This is a genomic window from Sutcliffiella cohnii (assembly GCF_002250055.1).
GTDB lineage: Bacteria > Bacillota > Bacilli > Bacillales > Bacillaceae_I > Sutcliffiella > Sutcliffiella cohnii.
This window is the reverse complement of record NZ_CP018866.1, coordinates 1,323,582-1,340,124: the sequence shown is the minus strand read 5'-3', so window position 1 is coordinate 1,340,124 and position 16,543 is coordinate 1,323,582. Positions and strand designations below refer to the sequence as shown.

Below are 16,543 nucleotides of genomic sequence, written 5' to 3'. Positions count from 1 at the left end.
TACTCAAAAGTATTAGTATTTATATAAAAAACGCCCTAGATAAAGTTCCAGAGCGTTTAGTAAATAACTATTAAGCTATTAATTTTTTTCACCAATTGGTAAAACGGTTTTTCCGTATACTTCATTTAACACTTGTGCCATAGCTGCATAGATCGCTGTAAAACCACAAATAATCCCTTCATATCCAGCAATCGTCAAAATTAAGCTAGAGCCTGTGAAGTTTCCAATTGCTAATAAGAAAAATAGGATGGTAAGTGTTCCAAAAACAACTTGCAAGGCTACATTTATACGTAAAGTTCCGATAAACATGAATAACGTGAAAAGTCCCCACATAAATAGATACGCAGCCATTGATGTGGAACTAGCTGCTTCCCCATAGCCCATTAGCGGAATCATGTTTAATGCAACTAATGATAACCAGAAAAAACCATAGGACGTAAAGGCTGTTGTCCCGAATGTATTATTTTTCTTAAATTCCATGATGCCGGCAATCACTTGTGCTAATCCACCGAAAAATATTCCCATTCCTAGGATCATGGCATCCAATGCAAAAAAGCCTGCATTATGAATGTTTAGCAAAACGGTTGTCATACCAAATCCCATTAAACCAAGCGGAGCAGGGTTTGCTGTTACTTCTTTGATGATAATATTCTTTTCCTTTTCCAATACATACACTCCATATTCATATACTTGTGTTTACACACTAAGCTTGTATTATAGGCACGGTAATACTATCATGTCAATGGAATTTTCATCAAAAGATGGGTCAAGGGACCTGCTCCTCGACCCATTTTTTATTTTTTATCACGATTAGTTGTTTTGTAAATTTCACCATTGCTATCGTAGGTAATCCATTCACCTACAGGCTCACCATTTTCAAAGTATCCTGTACGCTTTATCGTTCCAACTGCACGATACCATTCCCAATAGCCATCTGGTTGATCACCCAACATTTTTCCTTTTGACCACATTGTTTTTCCATTTGCATGGTATTTTATCGTGTACCCATCAACTACTTCTAACTTCTTTTCTTTGACACCGTTTCGTTGTATCATGTCACAATTTTCGTTTCCCATTACTTACCTCCATATAATCATTCTTAATATAAATACCATAATTTAATAAAAATGATAACTATGTATAATCTCACCGCTATATTCCCCCATCATATCCATTCCTAATTTAAGTTCTCTGTTTTGTCGAATTCAGTATTTTGGAGTCATACTTTTTCTCGTAGCGGTCTATTCTTGAAGATTCCACCCACCCTTCCTCTTTTCCATCTTCCCTTTTTTCTGAAAATAGTTATAATTAAAAACACAACAAAGGAGGAGGAGACACTTGATACATAAAATAGAACTAGATTCTAAAAATATTCACGGATCGTTTAGTAGGGATTATGAACCTATTTTAACCGTTCAGTCCGGCGATTCTATTCAACTAAAGACGCTTGATATTCAATGGGGCTATTCTGAAACAGAAGGAAAAGAGAGGACTATTTTTCAGTCTAGAGAAAAAGAGGAAAAACTAGGACATCCTATCTTTGGTCCAATTGCCATCGATGGAGCTAAGCCGGGAATGGTATTAGAAGTTCGCACTAATGAACTTGTACCAGGATGGTATGGCCGAAATTGGGCTGGCGGCGTCCAAAGCTGGCAAAATGAGAAATTAGGCATAGTAGGCAGTAACAGAGTACAACTAGATTGGAAGTTAAATGCCGCAACAATGTCTGGAAGCTGTAAAATTGGTGAGCGAGATATTCATGTCGGCCTTTCCCCTTTTATGGGCTTAATGGGAGTTGCTCCCGCTGAACCTGGTGTACATCATACTGCTCCTCCTGGTTATTTCGGTGGAAATATTGACTGTAAAGAGTTAGGAAAAGGTAGTAGCCTCTTTCTACCTATTTCCGTTGATGGTGCGCTTTTCTCGATTGGCGATGGACATGCTCTACAAGGAGACGGAGAAAGTTCTGGAACCGCGATTGAATGCCCAATGGATTTAGTCGACATTACGCTTATCGTTCATGAGAATATGGATTTAAATATGCCGCGAGCAAAAACACCTTCAGGTTGGGTTACGTTTGGATTTAACGAAGATTTAAACGAGGCAGCTGCCGTCGCTTTAGATGAGATGGTTATGCTAATGAAAGACTTATACAGCATTTCTAAAGAAGAAGCTACCGCCCTCGCAAGTGTTGCTGTGGACTTACGAATAACACAAGTAGTCAATGGTGTAAAGGGAGTTCATGCAGTATTACCTTATGGGGCTATACGGTAACAAATTCGTGAGCTTTAGGCCATGAAAGGGGAGTCAGTTCCTATACTCTCCCCTACTACCTTTAGAATCTAAGCAAGATCTACCGCTACGCCTCTTGTTATTAGATATTATAATTATAGAAATTAATTACCAAATACTTTTCTCATTATTTTTAAATCATAATCACCTATTTTTGAAGTGTACATCCCTTCAATATAATATGGTTCAAAAACAATATCATTTTGAGGCATAAAATTTTCACCCAACAAAAATACTTTATCGAACTCAGATAATGTTTTTAGTTGTAATACTTCTAATAGAAAGTTTTCATTATTAAAAAGCTCTTTATAGACTGAAATAATTCTTTTATTCCTACCTTCTGTCCCTTCAGGGTCCTTTTTAATCATAGAGATAAAATCGAATAATTCATTCTCGCTAGAAATTTTTATTACACCTTTATTGAATTGGTCACTGGAATGTATAAAATCAGATTCATTGATAATTTCTAATTCATTGTTATTTTCCACAAATTCACCTATTGTTCTAGGATCTAACTTAAATGATTTATAGATAGTTATACCAAATACTTCTTCAAAAACTTCCTCACTAGTAATGTCATTTATTTTGCTCCCCTCATAAATTGAATCTGGAAGGAAAATGTATTTAACACTGTTTGTAATTTTATTAATATTAACGAGTAATAGATTAATGTCTGACTCCTCAAATTCAGTTATAAATAAATAATTCAAACTCTCACTCGCATTTATAACCTCTTTTTCACTTTTGTCTCCCAGAACGAGTAATTCTTTATTGTTTGGTAATAAATTTGAACCAAGGGATAGAATGAATAGAATTGCAAGAGCTACCGATAGCGCGAAGTAAGGTAAGATAGTTTTTTTATGTTGTTTATTGTTTATCTTCTTAATTGTTTTTTCTTGCATTATTTTATTAAATTGGATATCTTTATATACCGTTTCATCCAATGCTGTCTTTAGTTTGTCTAACTTTTCCTTCAATTTCTTCTACCTCCTTTAAATATATTTTTTTAAATTTTTCTCTTCCTCTACTTAGCCGTGTCCTAACATTTGATTCATTTATTGATAATATCCTTGAAATTTCAGCTATTGTTAAATCTTCATAGTAAAAAAGGGTTAGAACTTCTCTATATTTAATAGGTAGCTTGAATAAACATTTGGCAATAATTTGATATTCGTCCATTTCTATTAACTTTTCATCTGCATTTTTTTCCTTACTATATAAATTAACCATTGATATTCCTAGATGACTTAACTTGTTTTTAGGACTCTTTAGAAAATCTTTTGATTTATTGACTGCAATTTGAAATAACCAAGTTTTCAAACTTGATTCCCCTCTATATTGATTGTATTTTTGTGAAAAATTAATAAAAGTTTCTTGTACGATATCCTCTGCAGTACTCCAGTTTTTCACATAAGAATATGTAAGTTTTAATAGTGATGAACCATGTTCCTCCATAATCATTCTAAGATACCGTTCATCTATTTGCTGTTCTTTTTTCTCAATCAAACAAACCACTCCAAACCAATAATCTATCCCTTAGACGAGGGACCAAGAAAATTGTTACAAAATCCGAATCAAATTCTAAAGTTCGTTTCTACTTGTCTCATATCTCCTTCTATAACCCTAGTATGTACTAATAATGATTGTTAGTGTGTATCCTTAAATTTTAGCAACGTATGACAATTTTTTCGCTACGTAGCGTAAGCGTTGTTTTTTTGTTTTCAGGGGAGTATGGAATAGAGGATGCTCTGACCCTCTTAAGTTTACAAAATTGTTCGAAAATTTTAACGGTATATTAACCGAAAGAATCTATTTTTCTAAAAAAATAGAAACTGTACCAAATAGTTTAATAAAGGAGCGGTTATATGAAAAGATTAAAACAGTTTGTTGTCGTAGTTTTAGCCGTCTTGATCAGCATTTCAGGATTATGGAATCCAAGTGTCACCGATGCTAGCTGGAAAGAGAACGCGCCTGTAACAAAAGGGGAATTCATTAAGCAGTTAGTAACCACTCTCGGAATCGATTTGCAAGATGGTGAGGTTCCCTACACGGATGTCGATGCTGATTTAAAACCATTTTTAGAAGCAGCAATCCGCACCAATATTTTAACCGATATTACCGAAACTCCTTTTGGACCAAATGATAAGGTAACGCGTGAACAAGCCTATGTATTTTTAATTCGCTCTATTAACCTCCGAGACTCCTATTCTATGGACACATTAAAAGAATTTAAAGATTATCAAGCAATAAATCCGGCATATTATCAAGAGCTTTCTGCGGCTGCTGAATTAGGGTTAATTGATAAAAACAGTCGGACCTTCCAACCTAAAAAACCAGTTACAAAGTATGAAATGCAAACAATGTTTCATCAATACGAAACGATGTTTGAGTTTATTACTGTCATCCATACGAATGATCTACATGGAAGAATTATGTATAACGAGAATAACAAAGAATTAGGCTTAGCAAAAATTAACGAAATTGCCAATAAGGTACGCAGAAAAAACCCTACTTTTTTAATCGATCTTGGCGATACATTCCATGGAACAAACTATGTCAATATTAATAGAGGACAAGCAGCCGTTGATGCGATGAATGCTATGAATTATGATGCGATGGTTCCAGGAAACCATGATTTCAACTACGGCCAAGACCAGCTTTTAGCTTTAAGGGATGAGCTCAACTTCCCACTTATTAGTGCAAATGTATTAAAAGATGGCAGCCCATTCCTAGATAGTTATACTATTATTGAAAAAAACGGCAAGAAAATTGCACTGATTGGTCTAACCGCTACCGATACTGCTGTAAAAACAAATCCTGCGGGAATTGAAGGAATTACTTTTGAGGATGAAGTAACGGTAGCAACGGAAATGGTAGCACAACTAAAAAATGAAGTGGATGTTGTTGTCGGGATTTCCCATTCAGGGGTGGATACAGATACAACTATCGCAAATGAAGTGGATGGCATCGATGTCATCTTTGGCGGACATAGCCACAGTACGATTGAATCACCGATTAAATATAAGTATGGCTATGTTACACAGGCATTTGAACATGGAAAAGCGTTAGGGCATACTAATTTAATTTTTCATGATGGCAACCTAGTTGGTGTTAATGGGTTCCTATATCGCGACAGTGAAGATAAAACAGAGGACCCAGCTATTGTAGAAATTCTTCAGCCTTATAAGGAGCAGGTTGACAAAGAATTGAATGAAGTAATCGCTACTACTTCTGTAAAACTTGACGGGGAAAGAACGGATGTCAGAACGAAGGAAACAAATCTCGGAAACCTTATCACAGATGCGATGCGCTCCAAACTTGGAACAGAAATTGCTGTAACAAACGGAGGTGGAATACGTGCTTCCATCCAAGTGGGCGATATTACTAGAAACCATGTATTAAGTACTCTCCCATTTGATAACACTCTTGTTAAAACAACTTTGACAGGGGAAGAAGTGTTGGCTAGCCTTGAACATTCTGTACGTCTTTATCCTAGTGAGAATGGGGGCTTCCTTCACGTTTCTGGTATCAGCTTTACTTTTGATCCGAAAAAGCCTGCTGGTAGCCGCGTGGTTGAAGTGCTTGTCAATGGAGAACCGCTCAATCTGACACAAACGTATTCCGTTGCAACGAATAACTTCATCGCTGCCGGAGGAGACGGCTATACCATGTTCTCACTAGAAAATGTAGAGTTTGACAGCGGTGAATTGTTAAGCACCATCTTGATTGAAGCCCTACAATCAAACAAGCCTATTCCGAGTGTAGAAGGTAGAATCAAGATTACTCCATAAAAGAAGTCCTTAGGGGGTCAGCACTTTCTCTGCGCCCCCTTTTATACTACGTAGGTGGACAGAGGGCAGATCTGATCGTCCACCTATTTTTTAGAAAATGAACATCCCACTAGCAGTTCAGAAAATAACATCTACTTCACACTACTAATTTAAAAAGAAGTTAGCATCGGAATGACATAGCGCCACCCCTCTATTAGTCTCCCTGGCTTAACTGGTGGGGTATTTAGCATTTTATTTATCACCTACCCCGATTTATTTATCACTGCATTCATTTTATTTATCACCGCACTCCGTTTATTTATCACTGCATCCATTTTATTTATCACCGCACTCCGTTTATTTATCACTGCATCCATTTTATTTATCATCGTACTCCGTTTATTTATCACCGAGCTCCTTTTATTTATCACCGCACTCCGTTTATTTAACACCGCACTCCGTTTATTTATCACCGAGGTCCTTTTATTTATCACCGCACTCCGTTTATTTATCACTGCATCCATTTTATTTATCACCACATTCATTTTATTTATCACCTGCACTATTTTTTTCACCAACGCCTGTACCCGAAACACATCTCCATCCTAAAATATTTATTTAAACTCCAAACAGGATTTTCCTTTCGTATCTCGAAATAAATAAAGGTACACTATTTCGAAGGGAGTTTTCATTGTGAGCAATGTCCAACTTAAGGAGTTAAGAGCTTATACTAAAGAGGTAGTAGATCGTTCCATCGAAACACTAAAAGATTATTTACGTTTACCGACGATTTCCGCTCAAAATAAGGCGATTCCAGAGACAGTAGAAATGGTTTGTCAATTAATTGAGGAAGCTGGCGGTGAAGCGAAAGCTTTAGATGACCTAGGTGGAAATCCTGTTGTTTACGGTTTTTTCCCTGCTGGGAGCAATGGTGATTCATCGAAAACACTTTTATTTTATAACCACTATGATGTACAGCCACCCGAGCCATTAAATGAATGGGAATCTGAACCGTTTGAACCTACCATTAAAGATGGAATATTGTTTGCACGTGGTGTTTCTGATAATAAAGGAGACTTTATTGCCCGTTTAACAGCCATTAAAGTGTTAAAAGAAGTAGCTGGCGAACTACCTTGTAATATTAAATTCATGGTGGAGGGTGAAGAAGAAATCGGCAGTCCGAATTTAGCTCCTTATATCTCAAAATATAAAGATCTTTTCCAAGCCGACGCGTGTATTTGGGAATTCGGAACAAAAGATGAGCAAGAACGAGTAAATATGGTAGCAGGAATTAAAGGAATGGCATATATGGAGCTTACATCTATCGGTGCCGATATTGATATGCACTCCTCTGTTGGTGCCTATGTAGATAACGCAGCTTGGCGTCTCGTTCAAGCATTAGCAACAATGAAAGATAAGCAAAATAATATTTTAGTGGAAGGTTTTTATGATGGAATCGAAAAGCCAAAAGAAAGTGAAATCGAAGCGGTGTCACGATTACCTTTCAATGAAGAAGCGGTGAGCAAGCTTTACGGTTTAAAGCGCCCACTCATTACAACTGAAAAAGGTATAGACCCTAGAGAAGCGATGGTATTTCAACCTACGATGACTATTTGTGGAATTGAAAGTGGGTATACAGGTGAAGGAGCAAAAACCATTTTACCGAAAAGCGCAAAAGTAAAACTGGACTGCCGCTTAGTACCTGGACAAGATCCAAACCTTATATTTGAGGCGGTTCAAAAACATTTATTAAAACATGGATTCGAGGATATACAAGTAACATTGTTAAATGGGCAAAAGGCATACCGTTCTGATTTTAATCATCCATTTATCCGCCATGTGTTACAAACAGCAAAAGAAGTGTACGAAAAAGAAGCAGTACTAGCTCCAAACTCTGCTGGCACAGGTCCGATGTACGAATTCGGAAACCAACTGAATCTTCCAATTGTAAGTACAGGGGTTGGTTGGGTAAAATCAAAAGCCCACGCGCCTAATGAATCAATTCGATTAAAAGATTTTGAAGAAGGCGTTGTTCATATGGCATATATGTTATCCTCTTTTTCACAAGCTTTAAAGGGAAAAGTAGAAGAAGATAATATTACTACTTAATAGTTTTTTTCCTCGCTTTCCCATAGAGAGGATTTCAATAATAGACTAAGGGGCAAGGTTCCGCATTCCACCAATAATTGTTGGAACATTGGACCTTTTCCCCCGTTTGTAAAGATTAAACCTCTGCTAGTTCTAACTTCCCATCTTTCATTCGAAACACACGATCACAATAAGGTAGCATTCGCTCGTCGTGCGTTACCATGATAGCAGCTTTCCTCCTCGTCTTTACGCCATTGGCAATTAGTTCGACAACTTCAAAAGCTCGCTTACTATCTAAACTAGCAGTTGGTTCGTCCGCTAAGATGATGTCTGGGTCATTCATGAAAGCCCGTGCAATCGCAGTACGTTGACGTTCCCCTCCTGATAGATGCTCCGGAAAATTTTTTAGTTTATTCTCTAGCCCAACTCCTGCTAAAAGTTCCTTCGCAAACTCTTTGTCTGCCGTTGTTATTTTCCCTTTCATTTTCTTCACAACTAGTAATTGATCCAAAACATTTAAGTAAGGAACTAGATTAGAAGTTTGTAAAATGAAACCGATATGGTCTAGTCGCAATTCTGCCACTTGCTTTGGAGATAATTCCGATAGGTTTGTATTATTTATATTTACTTCCCCACTCGAAGGTTGTAATAGCGCCCCTGCGACGGAAAGGAAAGTACTTTTACCCGAACCGGAAGGACCGATTACCGCTACGAGTTCGCCTGGCTGTACAGATAACGTTACTTTGTCCAATATTTGTAGCTTGGAGCCTGTACCTTCTTGATAAAATTTCGAAACATTTTTAAACTGAATTCCACTCATTATTCCACCCTCCCGATTGCTTGTAACGGATCAATTTTCGTGATTTTTCGTACAGAGATGAGAGAGCTAAATACTGAAACGACTAGTAAAACAACGGCATAAGTTAGCACTAACATAGGGTCTAACGCAAACGGCATTCCCGAAGGAAAAATAGCTGTTGTTCCGTACGTAAGTAATACCCCAATCCCAATACTAACACTAGCTAATAATGTAATTTGTGACACAATCGCTTTTGCTAAAAAGCGATTATTCGCCCCGATTGCTTTCATCACACCAAATTGATTTGCTTTTTGCAACGTAAGAACGTAAAAGAAGACACCGATGACAAATGCTGAAATAACTAGTAAAAATCCAAGCATCATCATAATCGTTCCATTTTCAGCTGTGTAACCTGGAATTCCATTAATTGCTTCTTTTTTCGTAGCTACTTCTACTCCATTCATGACATCATTAAGCTTGTCCAGATCAATTCCATCACCTTGTAGCATAATGGCATTAACAGGTAATTCTACACCCATATCTGACCCAGGAGCAGCAAAATGAATGGAACGCCATTGATCAATGGATATAAAAATGGCAGGTAAATGGTTAAATGTTTCTCCTTCTACAAACCCAATAACTTTTAACGTTTCGGTCGTTCCTTCTATTTCTAATGTATCACCTATTTTAATTCCTTTTTCTATTAATGAATTATTTACGATAACCTCGTAATTTTCCGCTTCCGTTAACGATTGTCCTTCAATTATTTTCGGCTCTAAAAAGGATCCAGGGTCAACTCCTAATATCGAAACGTCTATTTTTTCACTATCTGCTTCATTACCTTCTTTTAAAACAACTGCTACGTGACTTCCCATCGGGGCAGCATCTTCCACATGTTCCTGTGCCTTCATCTCAGAAACAAGGTTTTCAGAGACGACTGAGCGAGACATTGAATGCCGAGCACCTTTTTCAAATGCTACATATTGGGCATCCATATTTTTAAAAGTAGCAGCACTTAACGAAGAAAGCCCATTACCTAATCCTGATAAAATAAATACAAGCCATGAAATTAACACTAAAATCATGCCAATCATAGTAAAACGCCATTTAGCATGCTTTAATTCTCTTATTGCTAAAAACATCCTTAATCTTCCTCTCTCTAACTATGAAACTCTTAAGCCGACAACTACAATAATCACTATTCCTAATACGGCTGAAATTAATAAAAAGTTAGCGTACATTTTTGTAAGTTGTCCGAGTGATTTATCTTTTTTCATCGGAATGCCTTTTAATTTTTTCGTTAGTTTCACACTGTAAATCGATACAAAAATGATCGTTAGTAAGATGATCATCGTTCCACCCATTTCCATTAACGATAAGTAAAGTGGCATCGCATCTCGGTTAAACTGCATAATCATGAAGGAACCTGATAGAACAATTAAAATTAAGCTTGGCAACGTCCCTCTCATTACCCACTTTTGTATTTTAGTAATAATAGGAGAATAATCCTCTACTTTGTTATTAGTCATCGTCTTTAGTAAATAGCCTAATACGATAAAAGAGCCAATCCATAGGACAACCCCAACGATGTGTACAATATAATTTAATTCATACATATTTCTACTTCCTTTCCATTTTGTCTACCTCTGAGATGATACCAAGTAAATATGAACAAAACGTTAACAAAAGTAGTTATATAAAAAAGACTACCGATTTTCATTCGATAGCCCTTGAAATGATATATTGTTTACTAAGCGGAAGGACGAACGAGAATGTTGTTCCCTCCCCTAGCTTGCTACAAACTTTAATATCTGTCTCATGGAGATCTAAAATAGATTTTACAATCGCTAATCCGAGGCCAGCTCCCGATTTATTCGTTCGTGCTTCATCTACCTTATAAAACCTTCTCCATATTAAATCTAATTTACTTTCTTCTATCCCTTCTCCATAATCTTGGACGGAAATTTTCACAGCTTGCCCTTCTTTCGATAACCGTATATCAATTGGGGCATTATGTTCGGAAAATTGGACAGCATTTTGTAAAAGATTTACGATTACTTGTTCCATTCTACCTTCATCTGCATTTACATAGTATTCATAGTCCGAATGAAAACGTATGTCCAAGTCTTTTTTCGTGAAGTGTGGTTCTAGCTTATGAATGATACGGTTGATTTGTTCCGTAAGGTTATAATCCGTTAGTAATATATTGCTATTACCCTCTTCCAGTTGAGTCATATCTAATGTGTTATTCACTAGTTTAATCATTCGCTCTGTTTCATCTTTCATTAATCCATAATAATAGGCCCGTCGGTGATCTGGAATTGTCCCGTCTAACAATGCGATTAAAAATCCTTTTATCGATGTTAACGGAGAACGTAGCTCATGAGAAACGTTTGAAATATATTGTTTACGTCTTGTTTCTAAATGATTTAATTCTTTCGCCATATACGTAAAAGATTTTGCTAACTGTCCTATTTCATCATCGGATTCGTATTGAACAGATTTAGAAAAGTCCCCTTTCGCGTAATGTGCTGAAATGCTATTCATCTCTCTTAACGGCGCGGTAATTTTTTTTGAAATAAACCATAAAATGATGCCAGCAAACACAATCGAAATGACGAATGTTAATATAATCATGAAGATGACTTGTTGATATTCGTGCGTTAAGTCATGAAAAATCATGACCATAATCGGTGTTTGAATCCCTTGTACGTTGGAATTTATCGTAGAAGCGACAATATAACGAAGTTCGCCATTGTAAAAGCCTCCTTCTGAAACTGTTTCTCCTGCTAACACTTGCTGAATCATTTCCTCAGAAACCTCCACTTGATTAGAAGTCCCCTCTGGATCAGGGCCGTATATTTGTCGGCGCTCTTCATCTACAATATAAATATGATAATCCGGCTGATTGAAAGCATAACTTAAGCTTTCCGCGGTTTCGTCTTTAATTAAAGCAAACTTCTCATGACTTTGTAGCTGAGGTGCTAATTGTTCGTAATGATGTTGAAACGTATCTTCATATTTTTTATATAAATTTAAATGAAATAAATAAAAAAACACTCCAATAAACAGTAATAAAGACGTTACGATAATAAACGAATAACTGATAAAAAGCTTAGAGAAGATAGTGTTTTTCTTACGCATGGATTTTCTCCTCAAATCGATAGCCAACGCCCCGTATGGTAATGACCGACCAATGGGCATTATTCGCTACTAGCTTATCTCTAATTCGCTTTATATGTACATCAACCGTTCTTGGATCTCCATCAAACTCATATCCCCAAATACGGTCTAATAGCTGTTGTCTAGAAATAACTTGGTTCGGATTCATCGCTAAGTAATAGAACAATTCCATTTCTCTTGGCGCCAGCGTTACTTGCTTGCCATCTATGAGCACTCGATATTCCTTCAAGTTAATAACGATATTAGAAAACTGGAGATTGCCTTTTTCACTATCCGATAATATCGTACGTCTTAACACTGATTTTACCCGTGCCATTAATACATTTGGGTCAAACGGTTTAACGATATAATCGTCTGCCCCCATTTCTAAGCCTTGAACAATGTCATACGACTCACCTTTCCCTGTTAGCATGATGATAGGAACATGTTTGTTTTCGATACGAATCATTTTACAAACTTCCCAGCCATTCATTTTCGGTAGCATTAAATCTAATAGAATGCAGTCAGGCGACTCATTATAAAATTTTTCCAAACCTTCCTCCCCGTCATAAGCAGCCGTGCAGGAAAAGCCCATTTTTTCCATATATAATTGAATTAACTCCACGATATTCGGATCATCTTCTATCGTTAATATTTTAATTGGATGCTTCAATGTCTTCACTCCTCTCTTTTATTTTCCCATATTTTTATGAATAAAATGTTAACAAAAAATATAAACAAACATTAGTCAACATTTTGATTGAAAAATAGCACTCTGGACATAATCTTACGTAAATAGTCTAGTGGAAAATACTCACCACTCTCCAAATCAAACCGTAAAAATCAGTACTTTTTTCACAGTTTCTCTTAATTAAAATTATCGCGTGGTAAAAACACGTAAACTCTAGGTCTATCAACCCCTACCGAACACTCCCTAAATACCTATATTATTTCTACTTCAATGAAAATAATGAAAAAACATAGGTATTTCAACCTCCATAATTGGTTATCAATCCCTACAATTCCACATTAATCTACAAATTAAGATAGGACTATAGTATAATGTTTTAGTAGAATGATAGATTGGAAATGGGGGTACAAACGTTGGGTAACAAGAAAAAATACTTGACCGTAACTACGACTGCACTTATTGCCTCTGCGCTGCTAGGTGCGCAAGATGCTGAGGCGAGCACGTACAAAGTACAAAGTGGTGATTCACTGTGGAAGATTGCTCAAAAGCATAGTTTGTCTGTTTCACAATTGAAGTCATTAAATAATTTAACAAATGATCTTATTTTTCCAAATCAAGTACTTAAGACAGACGTTAAATCAACGAACAATTCAACTAGTACACAGCCTGCAAAGAAAGAAGAAGCTCAAAAGAGTAGTACAGCAACATCATCTACATACACTGTAAAATCTGGTGATACATTAAGTGGCATTGCCTTGAAACATAAAATTTCTATTAATGAATTAATGACGTGGAATAAGTTGAATTCTACTATTATATTCCCCGGAAATGTGTTTGTCGTCAGTAAACCAACTTCAACACCGACAACAACACCGGAGAAGCCTACTAACTCTACTGCCGAGAAAACAGTGAAGCCTGAAGAAACTAAGGTTCAATCCGCTACTGTTTATACAGTAAAGTCTGGTGACACTTTGTCTCGAATTGCACTCGAATATAAGGTTACGGTTGCAAACCTTAAAAAATGGAACAACTTGAAATCAGATCTAATTCATATTGGTCAAAAGCTTAATATCGGCGATGGAGCGAAAGTAGAAACTCCTAAAGTTGAAACTCCACCAAGTGAGGTTAAATACAATGTCGATAAGTTAATTAGTACAGCTAGAAGCCAACTAGGAGCTAAATACCTTTGGGGTGGCGCTACACCAGCTGGTTTTGACTGCAGTGGATTCATTTACTACGCATATAGAGAAGCAGGATTAAATATTAACCGCTACTCAAGCGAAGGCTACCATATGCGCTCCCATTATGTCACTACACCTGAAGTTGGAGACTTAGTTTTCTTTGAAGGAACGTATAAAGCTGGTATTTCCCATGTTGGAATCTATATTGGCAACAACGAATTCATCCACGCTTCTAACAGCGGCGTTGTTATTACTAATTTAAATGACTCTTATTGGAAAAAACATTTTGAAGGGTTTAAGAGGTTTTATTAATAGGTTTTGACGGTCGTTAGGTAGTTAATTTTTTTGTGTATGGGCTTTCTTTTCAAAGACTAACTATGCTAATTAAATAAAAGTACTACTTTTTTAATTAGAAGTAGTACTTTTGTTTTTATAGCGTTTAGTTTTTCTTTTTTCTTATCAATTGGAAAAAAATGTGTGGACAAGGAACCTGTCCCTCTGTCCCATCAATTACTAAAGTATTTTTTTGTATAGTATGGCTGTGATTCATTATTAAATGCCACTCCGACGCCTAACTTTCGGAATCTTTCTTGGAGGATATTTTTTCTATGTCCTAATGAATTCATTAATCCTTCGTGGGCAAATATGCTACTTATTTGGCCGTATGCTAAGTTTTCCCCTGCTGTCGTATATGGAATGTTGTCTTCCTCCATTCGATCAAATGGGGATTGTCCTTTTAAATTGGTATGACTGAAATATTGATTTTCTGCCATGTCCATACTATGCTTCCTAGCCGTTTCTTTCACTTGATCATCCCAAGATAAAAGAGGTAAATTATGATTACTTCTTGTAGCATTTGTTAAGTCAAACAACTGATATTCAAAACCTACCTGTAGTTGCTCGCTAGGTTCAGAGTATAAAGTATTTTTGCCACGTTCCAGTTCTTCATCTATAATTTTAATCGCAGTAACGGTATCATTTTCGTGTTGGTCATAAAAAATCGTGACGTAGCTGTTGTCGAGGTGAAAAACATCATATTCACCATTACTATTAATAGCGTAATGAAACAAACGATATGGTATGATTGTTTCCGGCTTACCGAGCTGTTCTCGAACTAATTCCATCGAGCTGCCTAACATTATCTCTGTTGAAGAGGCAATCAAGTCTTGATTTGTATAAAGGCCGCGAACAATATCTTCCTCATCATATGCAACCATTATAAAATTTTGATAGTTTTCGTGATAAGCATCCCAATGCACACCATATTCATTTAGCGTGCTGCGCTTCGGGCTATGACCTATAATTTGCTCCACTTCTGCTCTTGAATCTCCCAACTCAATATTATGAATACTAAACATTTCTTCAGTTGGTTCTAATAATTCCGGCGTTGCTATATTTGTATCATTCGATTCTAATTGTTTAGTATCAAAATCTTCTAGTAGTGAATTAAATCGCTCAGTAAGATTATCTATTATAATATTTACGTTAGGATCTTCTTTTACCTGTTCGACCGTCTGATGAACCGAATCCCATATCGATGAAGGAATTAGTTGTTGAACTGGTTCTTCCCATAACGGCTTCGAAACATAACCGAGAAACACAATTACTACTAGTAAAATAAACCGCTTCACAACTACACTCCTATTCTATTTTTTATATCTATTATTCCCGGACACGATAGTGTTTAATCTTCCTTATATTATTGATAATGGGCAGAGGCTCTTCTCCTAATATTTCTATTTGAAAGATTTTGCATCCTTTTGACAAGTAGGCCAATGAAAACGGCCGAAATGACGGTTCCTTCTCGTATTCCGCTAATACTTCCTAGCGCCACAACCGATATAATTACTGCTATCAATACTAAACTGACATCGAAACATATTTTAATAGTTCCAAAGTTTTTGTTCACTTTAAACGCAATTGCTTTTACTACACCTTCTGCTGGGTTATTTACAACGTTTGCTTTTAGTTGGATTACGATACTGAAAGCTATAATGACACAGCCGACTAATACCATCGTTAATTGGAAAAAGTAATTTGGTTTTTCAATTAATGAAATATATGGGGACCTGAAATCTATGGAGTAGCCTAATACAGGACCGACTAATAATTGTAAATACTGTATTTTCGGAAAATCTCCTTTTAGTAGAAGTATTTGAATAAGTACATACATCGTGTTGAACAACATTGTGTACATGCCAAAACTGAGTGTGGTGAAAAGGCTAAGTACGTACGGCGTGCTCGTGATCGCCGTTGTGCCTAAATGAGCTAATGTAACGAGACTAATTCCAAGGCCCATGAGAAAGATGCTAACTAAAAACACACTATACGCTTTGAACGTCGTGTTTAGTTGAATCAACTCGTTCCCTTCTTTCTACTTATAATATTAGTTTATGAGAAAATCTTTCACATTTCTATTCTAACGTACTTACCATTTGCTTCCTGTTATCGGTAAGTGTTTTTTCGTAGGGCTTGAAATCCCTTCAATTAAAATGAGGTCTTGCATCTTACAATTATCACATTGTATGTGGCATATTAATCGATATTATTTTTTATTTTA

At 36.4% G+C, this 16,543-nt stretch carries 15 protein-coding genes; 4 read left to right on the top strand and 11 right to left on the bottom strand.

Going from position 1 to position 16,543, the window contains the following annotated elements; translation table 11 throughout:
* Positions 1-78: 78 nt before the first annotated feature.
* The gene (locus tag BC6307_RS06415) at positions 79-666 is read right to left on the bottom strand and encodes an acetate uptake transporter (protein WP_066410633.1); all 588 of its coding nucleotides are present in this window, start codon (positions 664-666) and stop codon (positions 79-81) included.
* A 128-nt stretch (positions 667-794) separates the two neighbouring features.
* Positions 795-1,076, bottom strand: a complete 282-nt coding sequence (locus BC6307_RS06410; protein WP_066410634.1) for a toxin-antitoxin system YwqK family antitoxin — start codon at positions 1,074-1,076, stop codon at positions 795-797.
* A gap of 262 nt (positions 1,077-1,338) precedes the next feature.
* On the opposite strand from BC6307_RS06410, the gene BC6307_RS06405 reads away from it, so the two are divergent.
* Complete coding sequence (locus BC6307_RS06405; RefSeq protein WP_066410636.1) at positions 1,339-2,274, top strand: acetamidase/formamidase family protein; 936 nt, start codon at positions 1,339-1,341, stop codon at positions 2,272-2,274.
* Positions 2,275-2,396: 122 nt separating this feature from the next.
* Here BC6307_RS06405 and BC6307_RS06400 read toward each other — a convergent pair whose 3' ends face one another.
* On the bottom strand, positions 2,397-3,269 hold the full coding sequence (locus tag BC6307_RS06400) for a hypothetical protein (protein WP_066410638.1): 873 nt from the start codon (positions 3,267-3,269) through the stop codon (positions 2,397-2,399).
* Positions 3,229-3,798 (bottom strand): sigma-70 family RNA polymerase sigma factor, encoded by a 570-nt coding sequence (locus BC6307_RS06395; protein WP_066410639.1) that lies wholly within the window; start codon positions 3,796-3,798, stop codon positions 3,229-3,231. The genes BC6307_RS06400 and BC6307_RS06395 overlap by 41 nt, the downstream gene beginning before the upstream one ends.
* Before the next feature lie 359 nt (positions 3,799-4,157).
* On the opposite strand from BC6307_RS06395, the gene BC6307_RS06390 reads away from it, so the two are divergent.
* Both BC6307_RS06390 and BC6307_RS06380 read left to right on the top strand, forming a co-directional pair.
* A complete protein-coding gene (locus BC6307_RS06390) occupies positions 4,158-6,083 on the top strand; it encodes a 5'-nucleotidase C-terminal domain-containing protein (protein WP_066410640.1) in 1,926 nt (641 codons plus the stop codon).
* Positions 6,084-6,755: 672 nt separating this feature from the next.
* Positions 6,756-8,171 (top strand): M20/M25/M40 family metallo-hydrolase, encoded by a 1,416-nt coding sequence (locus BC6307_RS06380; RefSeq protein ID WP_066410646.1) that lies wholly within the window; start codon positions 6,756-6,758, stop codon positions 8,169-8,171.
* 115 nt (positions 8,172-8,286) lie between these two features.
* On the opposite strand, the gene BC6307_RS06375 is transcribed toward BC6307_RS06380, so the two are convergent.
* The 5 genes from BC6307_RS06375 to BC6307_RS06355 all read right to left on the bottom strand — a co-directional run bounded on the left by BC6307_RS06375 (position 8,287) and on the right by BC6307_RS06355 (position 12,793).
* Complete coding sequence (locus BC6307_RS06375; RefSeq protein WP_066410648.1) at positions 8,287-8,970, bottom strand: ABC transporter ATP-binding protein; 684 nt, start codon at positions 8,968-8,970, stop codon at positions 8,287-8,289.
* The gene (locus tag BC6307_RS06370) at positions 8,970-10,091 is read right to left on the bottom strand and encodes an ABC transporter permease (protein ID WP_066410650.1); all 1,122 of its coding nucleotides are present in this window, start codon (positions 10,089-10,091) and stop codon (positions 8,970-8,972) included. The genes BC6307_RS06375 and BC6307_RS06370 overlap by 1 nt, the downstream gene beginning before the upstream one ends.
* Positions 10,092-10,112: 21 nt before the next feature.
* Entirely contained in the window at positions 10,113-10,565 is a 453-nt protein-coding gene (locus BC6307_RS06365) for a hypothetical protein (RefSeq protein WP_066410652.1), read from the bottom strand.
* 100 nt (positions 10,566-10,665) lie between these two features.
* Complete coding sequence (locus BC6307_RS06360) at positions 10,666-12,093, bottom strand: sensor histidine kinase (protein ID WP_066410654.1); 1,428 nt, start codon at positions 12,091-12,093, stop codon at positions 10,666-10,668.
* Complete coding sequence (locus BC6307_RS06355; protein WP_333482928.1) at positions 12,086-12,793, bottom strand: response regulator transcription factor; 708 nt, start codon at positions 12,791-12,793, stop codon at positions 12,086-12,088. Before BC6307_RS06355 ends, BC6307_RS06360 begins: the two co-directional genes overlap by 8 nt.
* Before the next feature lie 422 nt (positions 12,794-13,215).
* On the opposite strand from BC6307_RS06355, the gene BC6307_RS06350 reads away from it, so the two are divergent.
* On the top strand, positions 13,216-14,295 hold the full coding sequence (locus tag BC6307_RS06350) for a C40 family peptidase (protein WP_066410656.1): 1,080 nt from the start codon (positions 13,216-13,218) through the stop codon (positions 14,293-14,295).
* Between the two features lie 194 nt (positions 14,296-14,489).
* Here the strand turns inward: BC6307_RS06350 and BC6307_RS06345 are convergent, their stop codons facing one another.
* On the bottom strand, positions 14,490-15,614 hold the full coding sequence (locus BC6307_RS06345) for a CAP domain-containing protein (RefSeq protein ID WP_066410657.1): 1,125 nt from the start codon (positions 15,612-15,614) through the stop codon (positions 14,490-14,492).
* Positions 15,615-15,682: 68 nt separating this feature from the next.
* On the bottom strand, positions 15,683-16,342 hold the full coding sequence (locus tag BC6307_RS06340) for a YczE/YyaS/YitT family protein (RefSeq protein ID WP_235858021.1): 660 nt from the start codon (positions 16,340-16,342) through the stop codon (positions 15,683-15,685).
* Positions 16,343-16,543 lie beyond the last annotated feature (201 nt).